This window comes from Paenibacillus aceti (genome assembly GCF_003614185.1).
Lineage (GTDB): Bacteria > Bacillota > Bacilli > Paenibacillales > Paenibacillaceae > Fontibacillus > Fontibacillus aceti.
Genome location: NZ_KZ987724.1, coordinates 1088027 through 1108148 on the forward strand (window position 1 = coordinate 1088027; position 20122 = coordinate 1108148).

The following is a 20122-nucleotide window of genomic DNA, read 5'->3' on the forward strand; positions in this document are numbered from 1 at the left end:
CGTTAGTTGCCTGTACACGAGTACCTATAGCATCATAGAAGATAGGTTGTTGCAGGAGGATAAAGACATAGACATCCTATGCTCAAGTCGAATAACGTATAGGAGAAGAGGTACAAGTGTAAGGAGGCAGAAGTGGATGAGGATTGATCTTGGCAGCGGGAATCGCAAATTCCAGAACTGTGTAGGTATAGATCGCATCGCTTATGCGGATACGGATCTGGTATTTGATTATAATCATCAGTTGCCTCTGGAGGATAATTCCGTGGAGTTTGTAATGGCCTCGCATTGCCTTGAGTACGTAGATGATCTTCAAGCTGTCATGCAGGAGTTGTATCGGGTCTGCCAACATAAAGCGATTGTATGTATCGTTGCTCCCTATGCGCATGTTAGTTCTCATATCGTCAATCCGGAATACAAGCAATTATTCAACGAACATTCTCCACGTTACTGGACCCATTCCTCTGATACGATTATAGATCAGGATGAATTTTCCCTGTCGGATCGGAATTCTTGGTCGCTACTAGAGGATGAGCAGCCGGTTATGGATTTCAGGGTGCTGCGTATGGAATTCTTCTATTTTCCGTCTTTTCAAACCGGATACGATTCAGTTGAATTATCGCTTCTCAGGCAATCCCAGCTAAATGTAGCGCATCAAATCATGTTCCATCTGCTCGTCGTCAAGAAGCCGATCACGACCGAGGAGCAACTATTAATTAGCCAGACAGAAATCTTGGAAGAACCGGATTACGTAAAGGAGCAGAGAGGGCCGACCGAAGTGGAGGAAGAATTAGAAAAAGAGCCCTTATTCTTCTTGGATCATATATCTTCCCAAGCTAAGCCCACAGCGCAGAAACCTATGATCCAGCAACCGGTTACACCTCCACCCGTGATGAAGACGACCGTTGCAAGGCAGCAGCCGATGAGAAATTCCGGCTCTATATCTAGGAGCAGCACGAATAGCAGACGCTCATCCCGTAGAACATCGGCCAGACGCCCTAAATACCAGAGGAGCAGAGCGATCAGGAGAAGGTAAAGTAAAAAGTATCGTGAGAACAAAAGAGAAGCAGCCCCTGTCAAGCGAATGGCTTGGTAGCGGCTGCTTCTTTGGGTTTCTATGAATAGGAACAGACGTGTTATTTCAGAATTTCCTCAATGCGGTTCAGCACATCTTCACTTAACTCGATCCCTGATGCCTTCGCATTCTCGGTCACTTGTTCAGGACGGCTTGCGCCGACAAGCGCACTGGCTATATTGCTCTGACGCAAAATCCAGGCCAGGGCAAGATTGCCTACGGAGATGCCGAGCTCGGCAGCAATGACTTCAAGCTGCTTCACCTTGGCAATTTTCTCCTCAGTGATTCCCTTGCGAACCCAATCCAGCTTGCCTGCACGGCTGTCCTCCGGAATGTCGGTAGCTGATGTATATTTACCCGTGAGCAGACCTTGTGCAAGCGGCGAGAATACCACCTGTCCGATACCGTGGCGCTCGCTTAGCGGAATGACCTCTTTCTCTATATAACGGTCGAACATATTGTAGACTGGCTGGTTAACGACGATGCGATCCAGCAGATAGCGGTCGGCTACGCCTAGCGCTTCGGCAATTTGCGAAGCTTGCCATTCGCTTACGCCAACATAGAGGACTTTACCTTGACGAACGAGGTCGTCGATAGCGCGAAGAGTCTCATATAGCGGTGTCTCAGGATCATGGCGATGGCAATAGAAAATATCGACATAATCATGGCCCAGCCGCTTCAAGCTGGCATTTGCCTGCTCAATCACATGCTTGCGTGATAAGCCGCGGTCATTCGGTCCATCGCCCATAGGCCAGAAAGCCTTGGTAGCAAGAACATAGGATTCACGAGGATATTCCTTAAGAGCTTTTCCAACCAGTTCTTCAGCTGCACCTCTCTCATACACATTGGCCGTGTCAAAGAAGTTAATCCCGAGATCATAAGCGGTTTTAATAGAATTCACCGCATTCTCGCGTTCGACGTAACCGCCATATGTAAGCCAACTTCCCAAGCTGATTTCACTAACCTTCAATCCGGTTCCGCCCAGTCTTCTGTACTTCATTGTAAAAGCCTCCTTTGTAAGGTAACTTGGTCCATCACTTCTCATTGTATAGAATTTCAATTACAATTTGAAGAAGCGAAATGTTTGAACGCTTTATTTTGGCTTATTTTTATTGTAATGGAGGCCTTTCGAGTGGATTATATTGTCCCGGAGTGGGTGGAGTCCCGCTTCCCATTATATGCTGTCAGCAGCATTCATTCCTTATACTGCACCTCGAGCATGCCGCTGCATCCGATCCATGAAGATTCAGCTGTGCTGATTGCGATAGCTGGTGGGAGGGGCATTCTGAGTGCTTATGATCAAATCTATGAACTTGAGGAAGGCAGCATCATGCTGGTGCCTGCCCATATAGATGCGGTACTAAGGGCCAAGCTTCCGCATCCTTTACATGCCTATAAGCTGGTGATCCATGCCTATGAGCAGGAGCGAGGGGGAGCCGCTGGGGCACTGGTGCGCAGTAGTGAGATCGTCTCCAGTTCAATTTTCCGATACTATCCTACTAAAACTGAAATGATTACTCATATAGAGGAACTGTATACACATCGTCTTCCTGTCAGTGAGCTGCGCCATGTGCAGAATCAGCTCCTACTGCATCAGCTCCTTCTTGAGTTGTTGGAACAGCAGAATGCCGGGTTCGAAGCTGCCGAGACTGACAGCCAGCCTTCAATAGACCGGAGCATCGCTTATTTGGAGATGCATTATAGTGAACGCATCACCCGCGAGAAGCTGGCCGCTATGGCTGGTGTCAGCCACTCGCATTTCTCAATCCTGTTCAAGCAGCAGACTGGATTCAGCCCAAGTGAGTATCTGTCGAGGCTGCGTGTACACCGGGCGAAGGAGCTGCTGCTCAGCGAATCGGGTACGCTCCGGGAAATTGCCCAGAAGGTGGGCTATAAGGATGAGTTTTATCTTAGCCGCCGTTTCAAGCAGCAGACCGGGATATCACCTTCCGCTTATACGCAGGATGGAGTCCAGCGTGTGGCCGCACTGCTCTCGCCTTATGCAAGTCATCTGTTGATGCTTGGGGTAGAGCCGACTGTGACGTTAACGGATACCAGTGAGTATGTGAATACGGCGGATTTGCAGCCACAGTTGATGAAGCTGATCGATATTCATAGCCCATTGGAGCAGGTGAAGACGATGCTGCTGCACAATCATGTGGAGCTCATTATTGCAGCTACAGAGCATCTACAGCAGTACGGACTTAGCTCGGAGCAACTGCGGGCCATCGCCCCGGTCGTGGAGATCGCCTGGATGAAGCTGGGATGGAAGGAGCACCTGCGCCTGATCGCCCGGGCAATTCAGAGGAGTGAGCGGGCGGAGCAATGGCTGCACGAGTTCGAGCAGGAGGAGCGGGTGGCGCGTCTGCAATTGGAGCATACTCCAGTGGCGGAGGAGATCATTACGATCCTCGTTGTCAAGCCTGAAGGGCTGTTTGTATATGGCGGACGGAATGTCGGTTATGTAATTTACCAATCATTGGGCCTGCAGCCACCGGCGCTGATCGCGGAAGAGATGAGCAGGCAGGGGGATCAATTCCATTCGGTTATGATTGAAGAGACTGATCTGGGACGGTACGCCGGGTCGCGTATACTGGTTGTGGTATATCCGGATGAGAAGGGGGAAAAGGTCCATGCGGATGATTTTTTCAGATCAACGTCTTGGATGGCGCTTCCTGCAGTGCAGCAGCACAAGGTAGATTTCCTCGATGTAGATGAATGGGTGCCGTATAATCCGGTGTCTATCCGATTGCAGCTTCAGCGTGCGTTAGTATTATTGGGTGGCTATCAATAGTACAAGCTATTTTTCCAACAAAAAGGCATGGTTCGGCGGATAAGAGGTTCATATAATTAGATATGTAATTGAGAATGATTTTCAAAATCAAAGATAGAATCATTCGCATATTCGAAGCACAGCATTTGAAAAGGGGAGAAAGTCATACGATGAAGAAGCTGTTTATTCCGCTAGTTCTTCTGCTAGTCGTTGCGCTTAGCGCATGCGGTGGGGAGCCGGCTAACCATGTAGGAAATGAAGGGGAGGCGTCCCAAACGCCTGCGGCCAATACGGCAGGTGAGGCAAATACGGAGAGTGGGGAAGCAGGTACTTTTACGTATCAGTCCGAGAATGGTCCTGTTGAGGTTCCGAAGAACCCACAGCGGGTTGTCGTTATTACTAGATTCTTGACTGGTAATGTGATGCTTCTCGGCGTGCCTCTGGTCGGGGTGGATGAAATGTCCAAGGAGAACCCGAATTTCAAGGAGCAGTTGAAGGATGTAGAGGACGTGACCGATGAGAGTCTGGAGAAGATTATCGAGCTGGAGCCGGATCTGATTATCGGGCAGTCCGATATTAAGAATATCGACAAGCTCAAGCAAATCGCACCAACGGTGACTTATACCTACGGCAAGCTGGATTACCTTACCCAGCAGCTGGAGATCGGCAAATTGCTAAATAAGGAGAAGGAAGCACAAGCCTGGGTCGATGACTTCCAAGCCCGCACGAAGAAGGCCGGAGAAGAGATCAAGGCCAAGATCGGTGAGAATGCTACCGTCTCAGTAATCGAGACATTCAATAAACAGCTCTATGTGTATGGCGATAATTTTGGCCGGGGTACTGAAATCCTGTACCAAGCCTTCGGACTCTCCATGCCAGAGAAGGTCAAGGAAGCTACGGAGAAGGACGGCTACCTCGCCCTCTCTACGGAAGTGCTTAAGGATTACCTTGGCGACTACGTGATTTTCAGTAAAAATGCGGAAGAAGATAACTCCTTCCAAAATACCGAAACCTACAAGAACCTCCCAGCCGTCAAGAATAACCATGTCTACGAAGCAGATGCTAAAGCCTTCTACTTCAACGATCCGCTTAGCATGGAGTACCAGCTGGACTTCTTCATCAAAAGTTTCCTTGGAGACGAGAATAAGTAGCGTAGAGTGAGTAGCGGGAAAGTATGGGTCGGGAAGTATAGGATTAGGATGAGAAGCCCACGTCTGAATGGCGTGGGTTTTTCTTTGTGGCTATAATAGTAACTAAACAACTCTGCGGTTGGGGAAACTAGTTTGATTGTAAGAGTAGCCAAGAGTGAAGAGTGAGCTAACCGCATCGCCTATCTTCCCCCGTGGAGCAAATTAGTCTCGGATCACCAGTCGCATGAACCCTCCACTCCACCTTAGAACCTCAAACCTGCATAAATGCAGGCTTTTCAGCCCAAAACCACCAGTTACGAGTAAATTCCTGCAAATGTGCAGGCTTTTCATCTCTTTTGGCTGAAAATGAGCTGATTCGAAGAAAAAAGATGCATTTTCGCAGGAATTTACCCCCTTAGGAGGATATCCTTGCTAAATTCCTGCATATTTGCAGGCTTTTTTTCTAAAGGGGGACAGGAAGGAGATTACTACGGTAAAATAGAAGTTATCATTAGCAATAAGTGGCAGGTTACCTCAAAAAGAAACTGGGGTTGCTCAAAAGTAGGTGGATGTTACCTAAGTAATTCGATGTTTTGCGCAAAGTAACTGAGGTACGGCCAAAGTGTGAAAAGTGGAATGTAACTCTGGCGATCGGCCAAACCAAGTGTGAAATTGTGGAAATGTGGTGCTTCATTCCGTTAGAAAAACACTGGTGCGAACCCCAAGCTCACATGAAATCCCCGGGGGATTCGCACCGACGTAGCGGCGCGGCTTCCGGGCATTTTCGATACATTTTTTCACAAATAGTTTCGTTGAAAATGGACATTCGCACTTTAGGGCCTCTCAGCCCTTGCTCCATAAGGGCTGTTTTGGGGCGGAGTCACTCCTTGCACAGGAGTGTGGATTGAAAGACGACTTTTATGCCGTCCATCGTTTTCCGATTCACGTCACTCCTTGCACAGGAGTGTGGATTGAAAGAATCCTGTCCAGGACAGAACGGGACAAATACAAGGGCGTCACTCCTTGCACAGGAGTGTGGATTGAAAGCAAAATCCAGCCGCCCGCCTGAATCGCTATGTAAAGTCACTCCTTGCACAGGAGTGTGGATTGAAAGACCTGTGTAATCGCCATTTATGCGGCCTCCTTCGTTGTCACTCCTTGCACAGGAGTGTGGATTGAAAGATTGCAATGGTCTGGAAGGGCGGTCACAGAAGAAACGGTCACTCCTTGCACAGGAGTGTGGATTGAAAGTTTCCAAATCTGAACGTTATTATTTCGACCACGAAGGTCACTCCTTGCACAGGAGTGTGGATTGAAAGTGTCTGATCGTCTCAAACAATTCCCGCTTATCTAGTCACTCCTTGCACAGGAGTGTGGATTGAAAGAAGGTTTGGACCGTCTTTGTCAATTCAATTGAAAGTCACTCCTTGCACAGGAGTGTGGATTGAAAGATTGTTCGTTACTCTGGAAGTTTTGATATTAACAGGTCACTCCTTGCACAGGAGTGTGGATTGAAAGTCCTCTCCGAGTTGTTTGATCATATCGAGCAAGGGTCACTCCTTGCACAGGAGTGTGGATTGAAAGCGGATCTTGCCCAGTACACTGCGCCGAAGCAGGGGTCACTCCTTGCACAGGAGTGTGGTAAGCGTCAAACCCAGCACACCTGTCCATAATGGTTTGAATCAGTCACAATAAATCCATCACACATACGAAAGGATGGATTGTGAATGGAGATGAATTTACAGGCGTTATGGGCGGAACGAATTCAGGCTTATCGGGCCAGTGGGCAAACGATGAAAGCTTGGTGCGCGGAGCAGAATCTGACCGTTCATCAATTAAAATACTGGCTCTACAAAGCCCAAAGACAAGATCAGGCCGCTTCCGCCACTACCTTCCGTCCGGTTACGGTTACCCATCAGGCTGCAGCAACCGAATCGCTTCAAATCCAAGTCGGGGTCGCTCGGATCGATGTTCGTTCCGGTTTTGAACCGGGGCTGCTTCGCGACGTGGTTGCGGCTCTTGCCCCGTTATGCTGAGTTTCACTTCAGCATCACCGGTATATCTGGCTTGTGGCGCAACCGACATGCGTAAATCCATTGACGGACTTGCGGCGATCGTGCAGGAGCAATTCGCGCTTAACCCGTTTTCCCCGGCGCTGTTTGTGTTCTGCAATCGCAGGCGGGACAAGCTCAAAATCCTGCACTGGGATCATGCCGGCTTCTGGCTCTACTATCGCAGACTGGAACGTGGTTCGTTTCAGTGGCCCGCAGGCGGCACGACTCCTTTGTGCCTTTCGCAGCGTGAACTGCGCTGGCTGCTGGACGGCCTTTCGCTCACCCAGCGTCAGGCGCATGCCCCTGTTTCGCCGGAAGTAGCGATCTAATAGGATCTAAACTAGGGCATGCAGGATTTGGAGCTGCGCTTGTCGAATCATACCCTCATGAAAAATGAACCGGAATCCCTCACCCTTGAACAACTTCAACAGCAAAATGCCCAGTTGGAACAACAAAATCGCCAGCAGGAACGGGAGCTTGCCGAGCTGTCCGCGAAACTGAAGTGGTATGAAGAACAGTTTCGGCTCGCGCAGCAGAAGCGCTTTGGCGCTTCCAGCGAGAAGACGCATCCGGATCAACTGGAGCTGAATCTGTTTAACGAAGCGGAAGTAACGGCTTTGCCAGAACCGGAAAAAGAATCGATCACGTATGAGCGCCGTAAAACCAGCGGCAAACGCGAAGCCGATCTATCCAAACTGCCGGTGGAAACCGTCACGTATACCCTTGCGGAACACGAGCAAATCTGCGACTGCTGCGGGGGCTCGCTGCATGAGATGACCACGGAGACCCGCCGTGAAATTGCAGTGATGCCCCCACAGGTCAAGCTCGTAGAGCATGTGCGTCACGTGTATGCCTGCCGTCATTGCGAGCGCCACGAGCTGCAAACGCCGATCCTCACGGCCCCGATGCCTCGGCCCGTCTATCCTGGCAGTCTAGCCTCGCCATCGGCGATGGCGCATATCATGTGCCAAAAATACGTCAATAGTCTGCCACTGTACCGGCAAGAGCAGGATTGGGCCCGTTTGGGGTATCCGCTGTCGAGGCAAACGATGGCGAACTGGATGATCTACGGCGCGGAGCAGTGGCTAAAACCCGTTGTCGCGGAAATGAAACGGTATTTGCTGAAGCAAGAGGTGCTGCACGCGGACGAGACAACGCTGCAGGTGCTGAAGGAGCCTGGGAAAGCGGCGCAGTCGGAGTCGTATATGTGGCTGTACCGCACAGGTCAAGGAGTGGGTCCGGTGGTGCTCTACGACTACCAGCGTACGCGAGGCGGCGAACATCCGAGAGATATGCTGGCGGGGTTCAACGGCTATCTGCATGTGGATGGGTACCCCGGCTACCACAAGGTCAAGGATGTGACACTGGTTGGATGCTGGGCGCATGCGCGTCGCAAATACGATGAAGCCCTGAAAGCGGCGCCGGAGGCCAGAAGCAATCCGCACAGTGTGGCTGCGCAAGGGCTTGCCTGGTGCAACCAGCTATTTGCCATTGAGCGGGAGCTCAAAGAAGCGACGCCTGAGGAACGACGGAAGGCACGTGAGGAGCAAAGCCGTCCGGTGCTGGATGGTTATTATGCTTGGCTACGTCAGCAGAAACCCCGGACGATGCCGAAGAGCTTGCTGGGTCAGGCGATTGCCTACAGTCTGAACCAGTGGGACAAACTGACGGCTTTCCTGAAAGATGGTCGGCTGGAGATTGACAATAACCGCGGGGAGCGTTCGATCAAGCCGTTTGTGATCGGACGAAAAAACTGGCTGTTTGCCTATACACCGAGGGGAGCTGCAGCTAGCGCAGCAATCTACAGCGTAATCGAGACGGCCAAGGAAAATGGGCTGCATCCGTTCCGTTATCTCACGTACCTGTTTGAACAATTGCCGCAACAGGTTAATCTGCAAGAGGCGCAGGTATTAGAGCCCTTCATGCCGTGGTCATCGACATTACCGGACTTCTGTCGTCTAAACTAATCTCATTCATCATACACGGGCCCCAGTCTGTCCGCTAGGTGGGGTCTATTTGACGTTCACGGAGTGTGGATTGAAAGTCGTAATCGTCCAGAGCCTTCGCCAAAGAAGCAGTCACTCCTTGCACAGGAGTGTGGATTGAAAGTTCCCACCAAAGCGAAGGAGAAGAACCGCGATTTCCGTCACTCCTTGCACAGGAGTGTGGATTGAAAGACTATCATTTTCGATTGTAAACTTAGCGTTGGTGTCACTCCTTGCACAGGAGTGTGGATTGAAAGCGTGGTACTCAAAGACAAGCGGCATACCAATTATGTCACTCCTTGCACAGGAGTGTGGATTGAAAGTCAGAGTAGAACCTGTTATTAAAGAAGCTGATATATGTCACTCCTTGCACAGGAGTGTGGATTGAAAGATACTGGACTTCAGAAGTGATGGGACAGGGGAAGAGTCACTCCTTGCACAGGAGTGTGGATTGAAAGAACGATGTTTTCAGCGATGGATTGGATTGTGTCGTCGTCACTCCTTGCACAGGAGTGTGGATTGAAAGTGTGTCAGCTAGGGATTTGACTAGTGGTAACACAAAGTCACTCCTTGCACAGGAGTGTGGATTGAAAGTCAATGATGGGAGCATATCATTATTCCTCGGCGGTGTCACTCCTTGCACAGGAGTGTGGATTGAAAGCCGCAGGGATGTATAGCCCGTTTCCTCGGATCAACGTCACTCCTTGCACAGGAGTGTGGATTGAAAGAAATGTTATATTTTTAAGCTCCATGCTCAAACCTCGTCACTCCTTGCACAGGAGTGTGGATTGAAAGCTCATACGGAAAATAAAAGCCGACGAATTGCGCAGGTCACTCCTTGCACAGGAGTGTGGATTGAAAGATCTAACAGAGTATACATAACAGTAGCTGGAAAGTCACTCCTTGCACAGGAGTGTGGATTGAAAGGATAAGGATTGGTACAAAGAGAAGGCAAAGAACGTCACTCCTTGCACAGGAGTGTGGATTGAAAGATCGATGCGGCGAGCGCGGAAGATGTAAACGAGCTGTCACTCCTTGCACAGGAGTGTGGATTGAAAGATAATGTCTCTACGGAGCGGAGCTGGATTGGATGGTCACTCCTTGCACAGGAGTGTGGATTGAAAGATGTAATGTAAGTATTTCAGAGTGTGAGTATATGGTGTCACTCCTTGCACAGGAGTGTGGATTGAAAGCCTGCATACACCTCACTTTCACCCGCTCATACAGAAGTCCCAGTAAACCCATAATCTACAGAAATGTCAGTTGTGCATCGATAATCGCTTGTTTTAGCGCAGAACAACGCAAATTCAAAAGCAAATATTAAAGAAAAAACTCATGTCTATAGCAGATGTGAGTTTTTTAGCTTTTTTTAAAGGACGATAAAGGAAATTTAGGTAATCATGGAGAATTATATGAATATGATACTATTTTCCTACTTAACTAGTTCATAAGGGAGGGGTTAGTTTGCCGGAGGATTTTACAATAGGAGATCTACAATTAGAGCAGTTGCAGGATATGGTTACCAAAGTCTCTATGGACCTTAGGAAAGCAAAAAACAGGAAATTTGAAGGTTCAAGTGTACAAGATCAGGGATTCTATGAAATACGCGTAGTTACTCCTATGTTTGGCGGGAGCGCTGAAGCAGGGAAAATAAATGAAAAGTATCCTATACGCAGCTCTTCTATTCGTGGACATCTTCGTTTCTGGTGGCGGGCTACAAAAGGAGCACAGTTTAAAAATGAAAAGGAACTATATGAACGTGAGAGCGAGATTTTTGGAAATACGAATCGTCCAAGTTCGGTAAAGATTTGGGTGGACCATGATGAAATAAAAAATGCAGTCTCAGATTTACAAAGAAATTTAGATCCTAGTTATGTTTTTTTTCCGTTTAGAGAAAACAAGTCATCTACTAAATATAGCAAGGATTTCAGCTTTAGACTCCATATTGAGTATGCAGATCAAAGTGTAAGAACTGAAATAGAAGCAGCGCTATGGGCCTGGATTAATTTCGGTGGGATAGGGACAAGAACGAGAAGGGGATGCGGCAGTCTATATTGTGAATATTTCTCGTTAAAAGAGTCAGAGGTCCATGAAAGTAAGCTTGAAAAGTGGTTCCAGGATAATATGAGAAAATATCGAATTGAGATTTTAGAACAAGATCAAGTAAGAGAATGGCCTACTTTAAGCACTATCACAATACAGGAAAATAAAAAAGATATACAGTATGCATGGAACGAAGTCATAGAGGCATACAAAAGTTTTCGGAGACGAGCTAATAAAGGGAAGGGTAGGAGTCATTGGCCAGAAGCAGATTCTATTCGTAAAATAACAGGCGAATTTGAAACAAGGCACAAAGATCCAATTACTATTTCTCTTAAAAAGAATGATATTGCTTTTCCTAGAGCGCAATTTGGATTGCCTATCGTATTCAGCTTTAAACCGGGTAAGGATCCTTATCGAACTGAACTGATCCTAAGTGAAAAAAAGACAAGACTCGCCTCCCCAGTGATTACGAAAGCAATAGCAATAAATGAGAAACAGGGGTATGGAGCAATCATCGTGCTGAATCAGCCAAGGATAAAGGAGCTCGTATTAAAGAAGCAAAGAGGTAAAGTTCTGAAAAAAATCTATGCACATCAAATCTACACATCCATACCAACTTATAAGAAGCCAGAAAAACCAGGTGAAAATAAAGATAAAAATCCAATGCGCAATAAAGACCAATCCTATGAATCGGCAATTGAAGCGTTTTTAAACAGTGAGGAGGTTAGGAAGTGGAAGAGCGGGAAAAACAGTTAGAGCAGCAAGAAGCCTTCAAAGCGTTAATGATCTTCTCTATCGGACCTGTTCAAGAATTCATTGCTCAAGCCCGGAGAACACGTGATTTATGGTTCGGATCTCATTTGCTCTCTGAATTAAGTAAGGTAGTTGCTATAACTATTGATGAACAGCACGGTGAGCTTATCAGCCCATATTTCGATAAAGATATCTTGGCGGACAAGCAGAAACTAGCGGAGTTAAAGGTTGCTAACAAGATTTATGCCATTGTAGAGACAAATGATCCTAAACAGATTGCACAAACAGTTCGTAAGGCAATTACAAAGAAATGGAGAGAATATACAGAGCAAGCTAAGAGTGAATTGCAGGGCTGGATCAATGAAGGGGCATGGGATCGACAAATCAAAGATGTGATCGAGTTTTATGCTGCTTGGTCAAGGCTTGATAGCGATAACGAATACCGTCTAGTTCGAGAAAGAACAGAACAACTATTGTCTGCTCGTAAGGCATTACGAGATTTTAAGCAGAATGAACCCGGGCGATTATTTGGTGAGCAGAAATCTAGTCTGGATGCCGGACGGGAATCTGTTCTCTGGATGGATCGTTATGAAGAGTTTCGCAAAAAGGGAATTAAGAAGAATGAAACCATGGATGCGATATCTTTGGTGAAGCGACTATCGATACAAATTACAGAAGGAAGCTATAGTTTTCCATCGGTATGCGAGACTGTGTTCAAATCATTCCAAAAGAAAGTTCACACTAATCCAGAATGCAAAGTGGAGGTGGATCGCTATTACTCTAGCCTACGACAGAGACTTAGTTCAATCTTGAAGCTAGATGGAGACAGTATTGACAGCTATGACTCTCGCTTATTCTATGAGAGCCGTATAGATGATTATGTTAACGAACATGCTGCACGTAACACAACCGAGGAACAACGAACTGAAATTATAAAATCGATAAAAGTAGATTTGCAGAACTTATATGATCGTCTGAGCACCATCGGTGTTCAATTCACTCCATATTATGCGTTCATTCAGTGCGATGGCGATGGAATGGGGGATTTGGTGCGCAGTTTTGCCACTTCCAGTGAGCATCAGAATTTCAGCAAGCACCTTTCCCAGTTTGCTTCAGAGGCCAAACAAATTGTGAAGGCTTGCGAAGGTGAGCTTATTTACAGTGGCGGGGACGATATTATGGCGTACGTTCCACTACATAGATGTCTCGAGGTATCCAATGAACTCCGTAAGAGATTTGCAGAAATTCTGCAGAATGCAGTGCCGAAAGACAAGAAAGCTCCCACATTATCTGTCGGCTTGGCGATTGTCCATATGCGTGAACGGCTCGAAGAAGTCCGCGAATTAGCACGGAATGCAGAGAAAATGGCCAAGGCTCGTAAAGATGAATTGGCGGTATTTTTTCAGAAGCGTAGCGGCGGAGATTTGATGAGAATCAGTCTTCCATTCTCGACAGACCCTGTAAATAATATACAGAAGCTTATCGGTCTTTTTCGGCAGGGAGTTCTATCTTCTCAATTTGCATACGGATTAAGGGACTTGTATATGAAGTACGAACAGATGCTAGGCCCTAAAAAGTGGAAGATCACCGATAGTGAGTTACATATCCTTATATGGCAGGAAATTGAACGATCTCTCAAAAAGAAAAGCCCGGAGCTTCTAACAAGCAGTATGGATGAGAATTTAGCAGTTGAGGCTTTACCATTACTTAGAGGCATGTATGAGTCCGTAAATCAATCTGAGGAAGATAGATTACTCCCATTGAAATTGTTAGCTGAACAATTGATTATTGCTGTGACTTTAGAGAAGGCAGGTTATGAGACTGATGCAAATATTGAGAATACAACCTCTTGATCCGTTGATGATTCGTGATGGTCGTCCCTTTGATATGACACCTGGAATTAAGGCACACTCCCTAAGTGATGTGTCTCCAAGTGTATTGGCAGGTACGATTCGCACTGTGCTGGGGAAGTATAGCAAGGATGTAAACCCGATTATAAATGGAGATCGAAATATTTACAGACAGCTTAGTTCCAAAAAAAGCAAAGTGGTCGTGCGAGGGCCTTTATATGAGAAGGACGGGGAGATATTTTATCCCGTACCTCAGGATGTAGGGTTCTATCATTCTACTGAGAATAAGAAACTAGGCGTGGATATCCGCAGACCTGTTCAGCTTCTTGAAGGCGAAGGATTTTATGGAATCGGTACAAATGGTTTGTATGAGAATCTATTATGGCTGCCGATGAGTAAGCAGGTACATAAAGAAACTTCCGAGGCTCCGGCATATATGTCAGCGACACTTATGCATCAGTGGCTACTGGACGAATTATCCCAGGAGGATTGGGGCAGAGAACTGAAAAGATGGAGCGAGAAGCAGAATGGTAGTCATTTTATTGAGAAGTTTCCCCGTGAAGAGAGAGTTCATACTGCCATCGATCATACGACTTATACGGCGGAGGATCAGAAATTATTCTCTACTGAATCGATTATCCTTCCCGATGGAATGAGCATGCTCGTGGCAGTTGATGTATCACAGTCAAATATAGATTGGCCAAGGGATTTGTCGCTTGTTCATTCCCTGGGAGGCAAGAGAAGACTTGCTCATTTCAGTGCAGATAATCATGAAACTTCCGCTTATTGGAAATGCCCTGAGTCTATATTGAACGCCGTGAAGGAGAAGACATACATTCGTATGGTTTTAGCCACTCCAGCTTATTTCTCCAAGGGTTGGCTTCCGGGAGGTTTTAATGAGGAGCTTGTATATGAGAATGCTTGGGAATCAGGGGTGAATTTAAGGCTTCTTTTTGCTTGTATTCCGAGATGGCAACCTGTATCCGGTTGGAGATATGGCGAGATTCCAGAGGATCATAGTAAGGAAAATTCAGCTCAAAAAAATGAGAAGACAGGCAGGGAGAAACCGGTACGCAGATTAGTTCCTGCTGGAAGTGTATATTTCTTCGAAGTAACAAAGGGGAATGCCGAAGATCTCGTGAAACTGAAGTGGCTGGCTTCAGTATCCGATGAAAATCGCAGAAAGTCTGCTTTTGATCATGAAGATGGATTTGGTCTGGCATTATGGGGAGTTTGGGAGCCTAGTAAATAATTTGGAGGGTTAGACGATGACTAATAGTAAATTATATTTTATGCACTGCATATCTCCCGTACATATTGGCGCGGGACAAGGTGTGGGAATTATAGATCTTCCGATGATGAGAGAACGGATTACCGAGTGGCCTTTCATTCCTGGTAGCAGTGTAAAAGGGGTTCAAAGAGATTACTATACTCGGCAAATGAATACCAACCCGCAAAAAATAACGCAAGCGTGGATCGATACGGCTTTTGGGAAGGCGCATGATGAGAATGAATCCAATGCAGGTGCGGTTGTATTCTCGGATAGCCGCCTCTTTGCATTTCCTGTAGCTAGTCAATACGGAACATTTGCTTATGTAACTTGTCCTTTGGTTATCCAACGGTTCCTCAGAGACCTGAGCGCAGCGGGATTATCGGAAAATCATAACGATAGGAATCCGGATAAATATGAGGAGATGCTTAATTGGGTTAATGGTTTGATTTCCGATGAGGTTCAAGCTATAGTTACTAATTTCAATAAAAATAAAGATAGTGACGGGATCATTTATTTGGATGAATTCGAGTGTCGCTCAAAGTATGAGAAAGATTCGATATTCGATAGATGTATGGAGGTCCTTTCCAAACAAATATTCTCAGATCCTCTATCCCAGAAGATGTTTAAAGAGCGTGTTGTTATGGTGTCAGATGATGCTTTCCAATATTTTGTGACCATGTGTTGTGAAGTGGTGACTCGCATTCGTATGGATGATGAGAAAAAGATCGTCAAAAAAGGACACCTATGGACGGAGGAGTATCTGCCAGTGGAATCAATATTGTACGGGATTGTCTGGTGCGATAATCTTAGAAGTTCTTCAGGCTATAGTGAGGCTAATATACTCCGGGATTTGGAGGGGGAAACCCAGCTGCAAATTGGAGGGAATGCGAGTGTTGGTAAAGGTCGTGTACGCTTCCGTATTCCAGAGGGAGGGGGAGAACGATGAAATCTCAGGATCATTATTATGCTCAGACGGCTTACAATTGCATTAAGCGAATAGAAAATGCTCATGTCCAATCCAAAGCTAATGCTCAAGAGTACGGCAGATTATGTCACAGATTTCCTGCAATGGTGATGTTGAATGGTCTAAGGCTAACGGTGGCCTACTTCGAAAGTGTAAATAAGGGTGAGATGCATCAAAATTATATTGCTGATTTGGGTTCTGTTCTTGGAATACAAAACTGGAATGAAGAGTTGCCGGAGCAGAGTAGCCAATATCGACATCTGACGAGACGAGCTCTCCAAGCGTCTGTTTGGTTTAAACGCTATGCCGAGGCTATTTTGAAGGTAGAGGGGGGAGAAGCAGATGATGACAATGAACAGACAAGAGACCTTGACGATTAACCTTCATTTGGCGTTGACGAAGTTGAAGGGGGCATCCAAACAATCTGATTTGCTGTCAGTGATTCGAGATAAGGGTGAGAGTAAGAAGGTTTTTTATGAGAAAATTATTAAAAGATGGCACCCAGATCAATATGAATGGTACAAGCACCGGATGAAGCAATTTTATAATCAGGTAGATCCGAAATATTCACGTCTGCTTATTGTAAAGAATGATTCTCCCTTGGTTATCGGGCTTGGACAACGTTCAGTGTTAGAGACTAATTTGACCCTTCATCCTGTCTATGATGTCCCTTATATTCCTGGAACTGCAATTAAGGGAGCGGCTGCTCATTTCTGTCATCAATATTTAGGAAATGAAGATGCGGGATTTAAGAGGGATGGCGTCTATTACAGGACACTATTCGGTTCTGAGGAACAAGCGGGTCTGATTCATTACTATGATGCTTTTCCTAAAAATAATAAAAATTTGGTGGAATTAGATGTGATGACGCCTCATCATCAGGGTTATAACGATGGGGCTAAGGCCGCACCACGAGATGATGATGATCCTGTGCCAGTTCATTTTTTGACTGTGAGTAGAAACACAAAATTTTGTATACTTATCACTTGTAATTCCGAGGATTCCCAGGATACAAAATGGCTCGATCTAGCTCAAGACATCATCAAGGCCACAGTTGAGCATGTAGGTCTTGGAGGTAAGACGAATTCGGGATATGGGAAATTTAGCTTTGTAGAAGGAGGACATGCAGATGGGGAATCAAGTAACCAGTGCTGATATTATAAAAAATATTGCGGATAACTATGTGCAGTTGGAGAAGTCAATTGTAAGTCAGTTGCGTTTAAGTTGTGATAATCATTATGTAACGATTGGTAGTTTTAGAGAAGAAATATGGCAATCCCTATTTGAGAAGATTGTTCCTAGAAAATTCTCTATTGAACGTTCTGTTTTTATTATTGATTCTCATAAAAATGTGTCTAAAGAGGTAGATTTAGCGATCTTTGATGAGCAGTATACTCCGTACATATTTAACCATGGGAGTATAAAATATATTCCGATTGAAGCCGTGGCGGTTGTAGTTCAATGTAAGAGTGACAAGTTAGATAGTAAAAATATTGATAAATGGGTTAAGAGTATAAAAAAACTAAAAACTTCTCAACAATCTATAGTCAGAATGTACAGTGGTGTAGTATGTGGAACAGATAAAATAGAAGGTGAGCTAACTCAAACATCAACCAGACCTATTCGCATCTTGTGTCATATAAATGAAACAACTACGAAGAGTTGGATAGATGATTTTGATATAGTTATAAGTGTAGAAGATAATCATTTAAAGACAGTGATGGCAGAGGGATGTCTTAGTGATTGGTATGAAAAACTAAATCATGCGGATTCCAAGTATGGAGAAAATATTAAAAAGGCAGACAGTATTTCAAATATCACATTGGACAAATATAAAATAAAAAGCTCAGATGAAAGCAAAGAAGTTTCACTCATGTCATTAGTGTTTCAATTGAATCAATTGCTAATGCTAATTAATAACCCTATACTATTTCCACATTTAGCTTACGTTGAGATGATAAATGGAGTTTTAAATCCTAAAACGAGTAAAGATTTGGAGCATTAGAATCGATTTATAACGCCATTAGCAGTTGGTGCGAACCCCAAGCTCACATGAAATCCCTGGGGGATTCGCACCAGCGTAGTGGCGCGGGTTCTCGGCATTTTCAATACATTTTTTAACAAATAAATATGCTGAAAATGGACATTCGCACTTTAGGGCCTCTCAGCCCTTGTCCCATAAGGGCTGTTTTGTGGCGGAGTCACTCCTTGCAAAGGAGTGTGGATTGAAAGAAAAAGTACAGAGCAACAAAAGAAAATGTAATCTTGTCACTCCTTGCAAAGGAGTGTGGATTGAAAGATCCGGTGCTAAGATTTTTTCTAACTTTCCTTTGCGTCACTCCTTGCAAAGGAGTGTGGATTGAAAGGTACGTGTCGCGCCGGAAGCAACCGGGAAGTCGATGGTCACTCCTTGCAAAGGAGTGTGGATTGAAAGCCTTTGCGGTCTTGAAGTCCTGTGTACCACATGATGTCACTCCTTGCAAAGGAGTGTGGATTGAAAGATAAAACGAGTTTTCACGCGAAAAAAGGGGAGACGCGTCACTCCTTGCACAGGAGTGTGGATTGAAAGATGTCGTACACCTCCTTTCCGGCTTACGAATAAGAGTCACTCCTTGCACAGGAGTGTGGATTGAAAGCGTACAGCATAATACAACAGCAGAGCTATGCCACGTGTCACTCCTTGCACAGGAGTGTGGATTGAAAGGGAAGTGCAGCCGATCTACGGAGGAAACTAGACGTCACTCCTTGCACAGGAGTGTGGATTGAAAGTTCGGATTCTGTCAGGCTCTAGCTCCGGACTTCTGTCACTCCTTACACAGGAGTGTGGATTGAAAGGACGGGGAAGCAAGCGCAAGTAGCATCGCGCGTAACGTCACTCCTTACACAGGAGTGTGGATTGAAAGTTGTGCATGCTTAAATCCGCTCGAAAATGTAACCGACACTCCTTACATAGGAGCGTCGGTTACCACCCTCTAGTAATCTAACGAAACACCATACCGCTATTTGCTCCCAAACAGGGCGATTCGAAATCTAACGAAACACCTGCTGCTAGAATAAAAAGTGGACACCAGTTAACAGACTGGAGATAATGAGACCAACGGAGGTGTCCACATGGGAGAACAGAGACAACGTTATAACGAAGAGTTCAAGAAACAAACGGTAAGGTTCATTCAAGAACAAACCAAAACGGTAGCCGATCTGGCGGAGGAATTGAATATTCCTCGAAGTACCTTACACCAATGGATGAGCCAGTATCGGGAATTAAAGAACGAACCGGCAGCCCGTGTAGATCGGGTACGAGAGTTGGAAGCCCAATTAAATGAAATGAGCCGTCAACTCCAGGAAAAAGAGCAAAAGATTGCAGATGTCGAAGAAGAACTAGCCATCGTAAAAAAAGCAGTGCACATCTTCAGCAAACCAAAGAACTAAGATTTCAATTTATTGAAGAACATCGCTCCGAGTTCTCTTTGGTGAAGATGTGCAAAGTCCTTCAGGTTTCCCGGAGCGGTTATTACAAGTGGAGAATCAAGAAACCCTGCGAGCAGGCGCTTCGGAAGAAGGCTGTGATGGACCGTATTCAGTACCATTTCCATGACCATGAAAAGCGTTATGGCAGCCCTAAAATCACCCATCTTCTGCATCAGGAAGGGCACTGCATTGCGGAACGAACGGTGAGTGTGTATATGCGTGAAATGAAGTTACGCTCCGTGGTATCTAGGAAGTTTCGCGTGCGAACTACAGATTCTGACCATGACCATCCGATTGAACCTAATCATCTGAATCAGCAATTTAACGTATCCCAACCCAACACGGTTTGGGTAACCGATATCACGTATATTCCTTGCCGGGAGGGGCGATTATATCTTGCGAGTGTTATGGATCTATGCACTCGAGAGATTGTAGGATGGCGTTTAGACAACCACATGGAGACGAGTCTGGTGCTGGGAGCCTTACAGGACGCTTATAAAGCCAAACGTCCTAAGAAGGGCTTGATTCATCACTCTGACCGTGGAACTCAGTATACCTCCCATGAATACCGAAAAACGTTGAAAAAGTACCAGATGCTATCCAGTATGAGTCGAAAAGGAAATTGCTATGACAATGCGTGCATCGAGTCCTGGCATAGTGTTTTGAAAAAAGAACTCATTTATTGCAATGCTCGCTTCAAAACGAAGAAACAAGCTTACCAGGCTTTGTTTCAATATATTGAGTTTTATTACAATCG

General features: G+C 45.8%; 16 protein-coding genes and 3 CRISPR repeat arrays. Of the genes, 15 read left to right on the forward strand and 1 reads right to left on the reverse strand.

All coding sequences use genetic code 11. From position 1 onward, the window contains the following. The first annotated feature begins 136 nt into the window (after nucleotides 1–136). The gene (locus tag BFJ94_RS04905) at nucleotides 137–1033 is read left to right on the forward strand and encodes a methyltransferase domain-containing protein (RefSeq protein WP_120461663.1); all 897 of its coding nucleotides are present in this window, start codon (nucleotides 137–139) and stop codon (nucleotides 1031–1033) included. Between the two features lie 100 nt (nucleotides 1034–1133). Here BFJ94_RS04905 and BFJ94_RS04910 read toward each other — a convergent pair whose 3' ends face one another. Next, on the reverse strand, nucleotides 1134–2072 hold the full coding sequence (locus BFJ94_RS04910) for an aldo/keto reductase family protein (protein WP_120461664.1): 939 nt from the start codon (nucleotides 2070–2072) through the stop codon (nucleotides 1134–1136). A 132-nt stretch (nucleotides 2073–2204) separates the two neighbouring features. Here BFJ94_RS04910 and BFJ94_RS04915 point away from each other — a divergent pair, with 132 nt between their 5' ends. The 14 genes from BFJ94_RS04915 to BFJ94_RS04980 all read left to right on the forward strand — a co-directional run. After that, nucleotides 2205–3866: a helix-turn-helix domain-containing protein gene (locus tag BFJ94_RS04915; RefSeq protein WP_120461665.1), complete on the forward strand. Its 1662-nt coding sequence runs from the start codon at nucleotides 2205–2207 to the stop codon at nucleotides 3864–3866. 149 nt (nucleotides 3867–4015) lie between these two features. Continuing rightward, the gene (locus BFJ94_RS04920; RefSeq protein WP_120465090.1) at nucleotides 4016–4996 is read left to right on the forward strand and encodes an iron-hydroxamate ABC transporter substrate-binding protein; all 981 of its coding nucleotides are present in this window, start codon (nucleotides 4016–4018) and stop codon (nucleotides 4994–4996) included. Nucleotides 4997–5854: 858 nt separating this feature from the next. Further along, nucleotides 5855–6559: a CRISPR direct-repeat array (repeat unit 32 nt; unit sequence GTCACTCCTTGCACAGGAGTGTGGATTGAAAG). Between the two features lie 143 nt (nucleotides 6560–6702). Continuing rightward, nucleotides 6703–7011 carry an IS66 family insertion sequence element accessory protein TnpA gene (gene tnpA, locus BFJ94_RS04925; protein WP_120461666.1) on the forward strand — a complete coding sequence of 103 codons (309 nt, stop codon included), beginning with the start codon at nucleotides 6703–6705 and terminating at the stop codon, nucleotides 7009–7011. Next, nucleotides 7005–7358 (forward strand): IS66 family insertion sequence element accessory protein TnpB, encoded by a 354-nt coding sequence (tnpB, locus tag BFJ94_RS04930; protein WP_120461667.1) that lies wholly within the window; start codon nucleotides 7005–7007, stop codon nucleotides 7356–7358. The genes tnpA and tnpB overlap by 7 nt, the downstream gene beginning before the upstream one ends. A gap of 57 nt (nucleotides 7359–7415) precedes the next feature. Next, nucleotides 7416–8996, forward strand: coding sequence for an IS66 family transposase (gene tnpC, locus BFJ94_RS04935; RefSeq protein WP_120465091.1), 1581 nt, complete (start codon nucleotides 7416–7418; stop codon nucleotides 8994–8996). Nucleotides 8997–9106: 110 nt separating this feature from the next. Beyond that, nucleotides 9107–10207: direct repeats of the CRISPR family, unit length 32 nt; unit sequence GTCACTCCTTGCACAGGAGTGTGGATTGAAAG. A gap of 271 nt (nucleotides 10208–10478) precedes the next feature. Then, entirely contained in the window at nucleotides 10479–11813 is a 1335-nt protein-coding gene (cmr1, locus tag BFJ94_RS04940; protein WP_120461668.1) for a type III-B CRISPR module RAMP protein Cmr1, read from the forward strand. Further along, nucleotides 11789–13663 carry a type III-B CRISPR-associated protein Cas10/Cmr2 gene (gene cas10, locus BFJ94_RS04945; RefSeq protein ID WP_120461669.1) on the forward strand — a complete coding sequence of 625 codons (1875 nt, stop codon included), beginning with the start codon at nucleotides 11789–11791 and terminating at the stop codon, nucleotides 13661–13663. The genes cmr1 and cas10 overlap by 25 nt, the downstream gene beginning before the upstream one ends. Next, entirely contained in the window at nucleotides 13626–14912 is a 1287-nt protein-coding gene (gene cmr3 / locus BFJ94_RS04950; RefSeq protein WP_120461670.1) for a type III-B CRISPR module-associated protein Cmr3, read from the forward strand. The genes cas10 and cmr3 overlap by 38 nt, the downstream gene beginning before the upstream one ends. A 16-nt stretch (nucleotides 14913–14928) precedes the next feature. Further along, nucleotides 14929–15879, forward strand: coding sequence for a type III-B CRISPR module RAMP protein Cmr4 (gene cmr4, locus BFJ94_RS04955; RefSeq protein WP_120461671.1), 951 nt, complete (start codon nucleotides 14929–14931; stop codon nucleotides 15877–15879). Then, a complete protein-coding gene (cmr5, locus tag BFJ94_RS04960) occupies nucleotides 15876–16277 on the forward strand; it encodes a type III-B CRISPR module-associated protein Cmr5 (protein ID WP_120461672.1) in 402 nt (133 codons plus the stop codon). The genes cmr4 and cmr5 overlap by 4 nt, the downstream gene beginning before the upstream one ends. Next, a complete protein-coding gene (gene cmr6 / locus BFJ94_RS04965) occupies nucleotides 16240–17052 on the forward strand; it encodes a type III-B CRISPR module RAMP protein Cmr6 (protein WP_120461673.1) in 813 nt (270 codons plus the stop codon). Before cmr5 ends, cmr6 begins: the two co-directional genes overlap by 38 nt. Then, a complete protein-coding gene (locus BFJ94_RS04970; RefSeq protein WP_120461674.1) occupies nucleotides 17027–17902 on the forward strand; it encodes a DUF6602 domain-containing protein in 876 nt (291 codons plus the stop codon). The genes cmr6 and BFJ94_RS04970 overlap by 26 nt, the downstream gene beginning before the upstream one ends. Before the next feature lie 195 nt (nucleotides 17903–18097). Beyond that, nucleotides 18098–18800: a CRISPR direct-repeat array (repeat unit 32 nt; unit sequence GTCACTCCTTGCACAGGAGTGTGGATTGAAAG). Nucleotides 18801–19008: 208 nt separating this feature from the next. Continuing rightward, nucleotides 19009–19326: an LA_3659 family protein gene (locus BFJ94_RS04975; protein WP_120461474.1), complete on the forward strand. Its 318-nt coding sequence runs from the start codon at nucleotides 19009–19011 to the stop codon at nucleotides 19324–19326. 11 nt (nucleotides 19327–19337) lie between these two features. Further along, the coding region (locus BFJ94_RS04980) for an IS3 family transposase (protein ID WP_240431933.1) at nucleotides 19338–20122 on the forward strand (785 nt) is incomplete at its 3' end.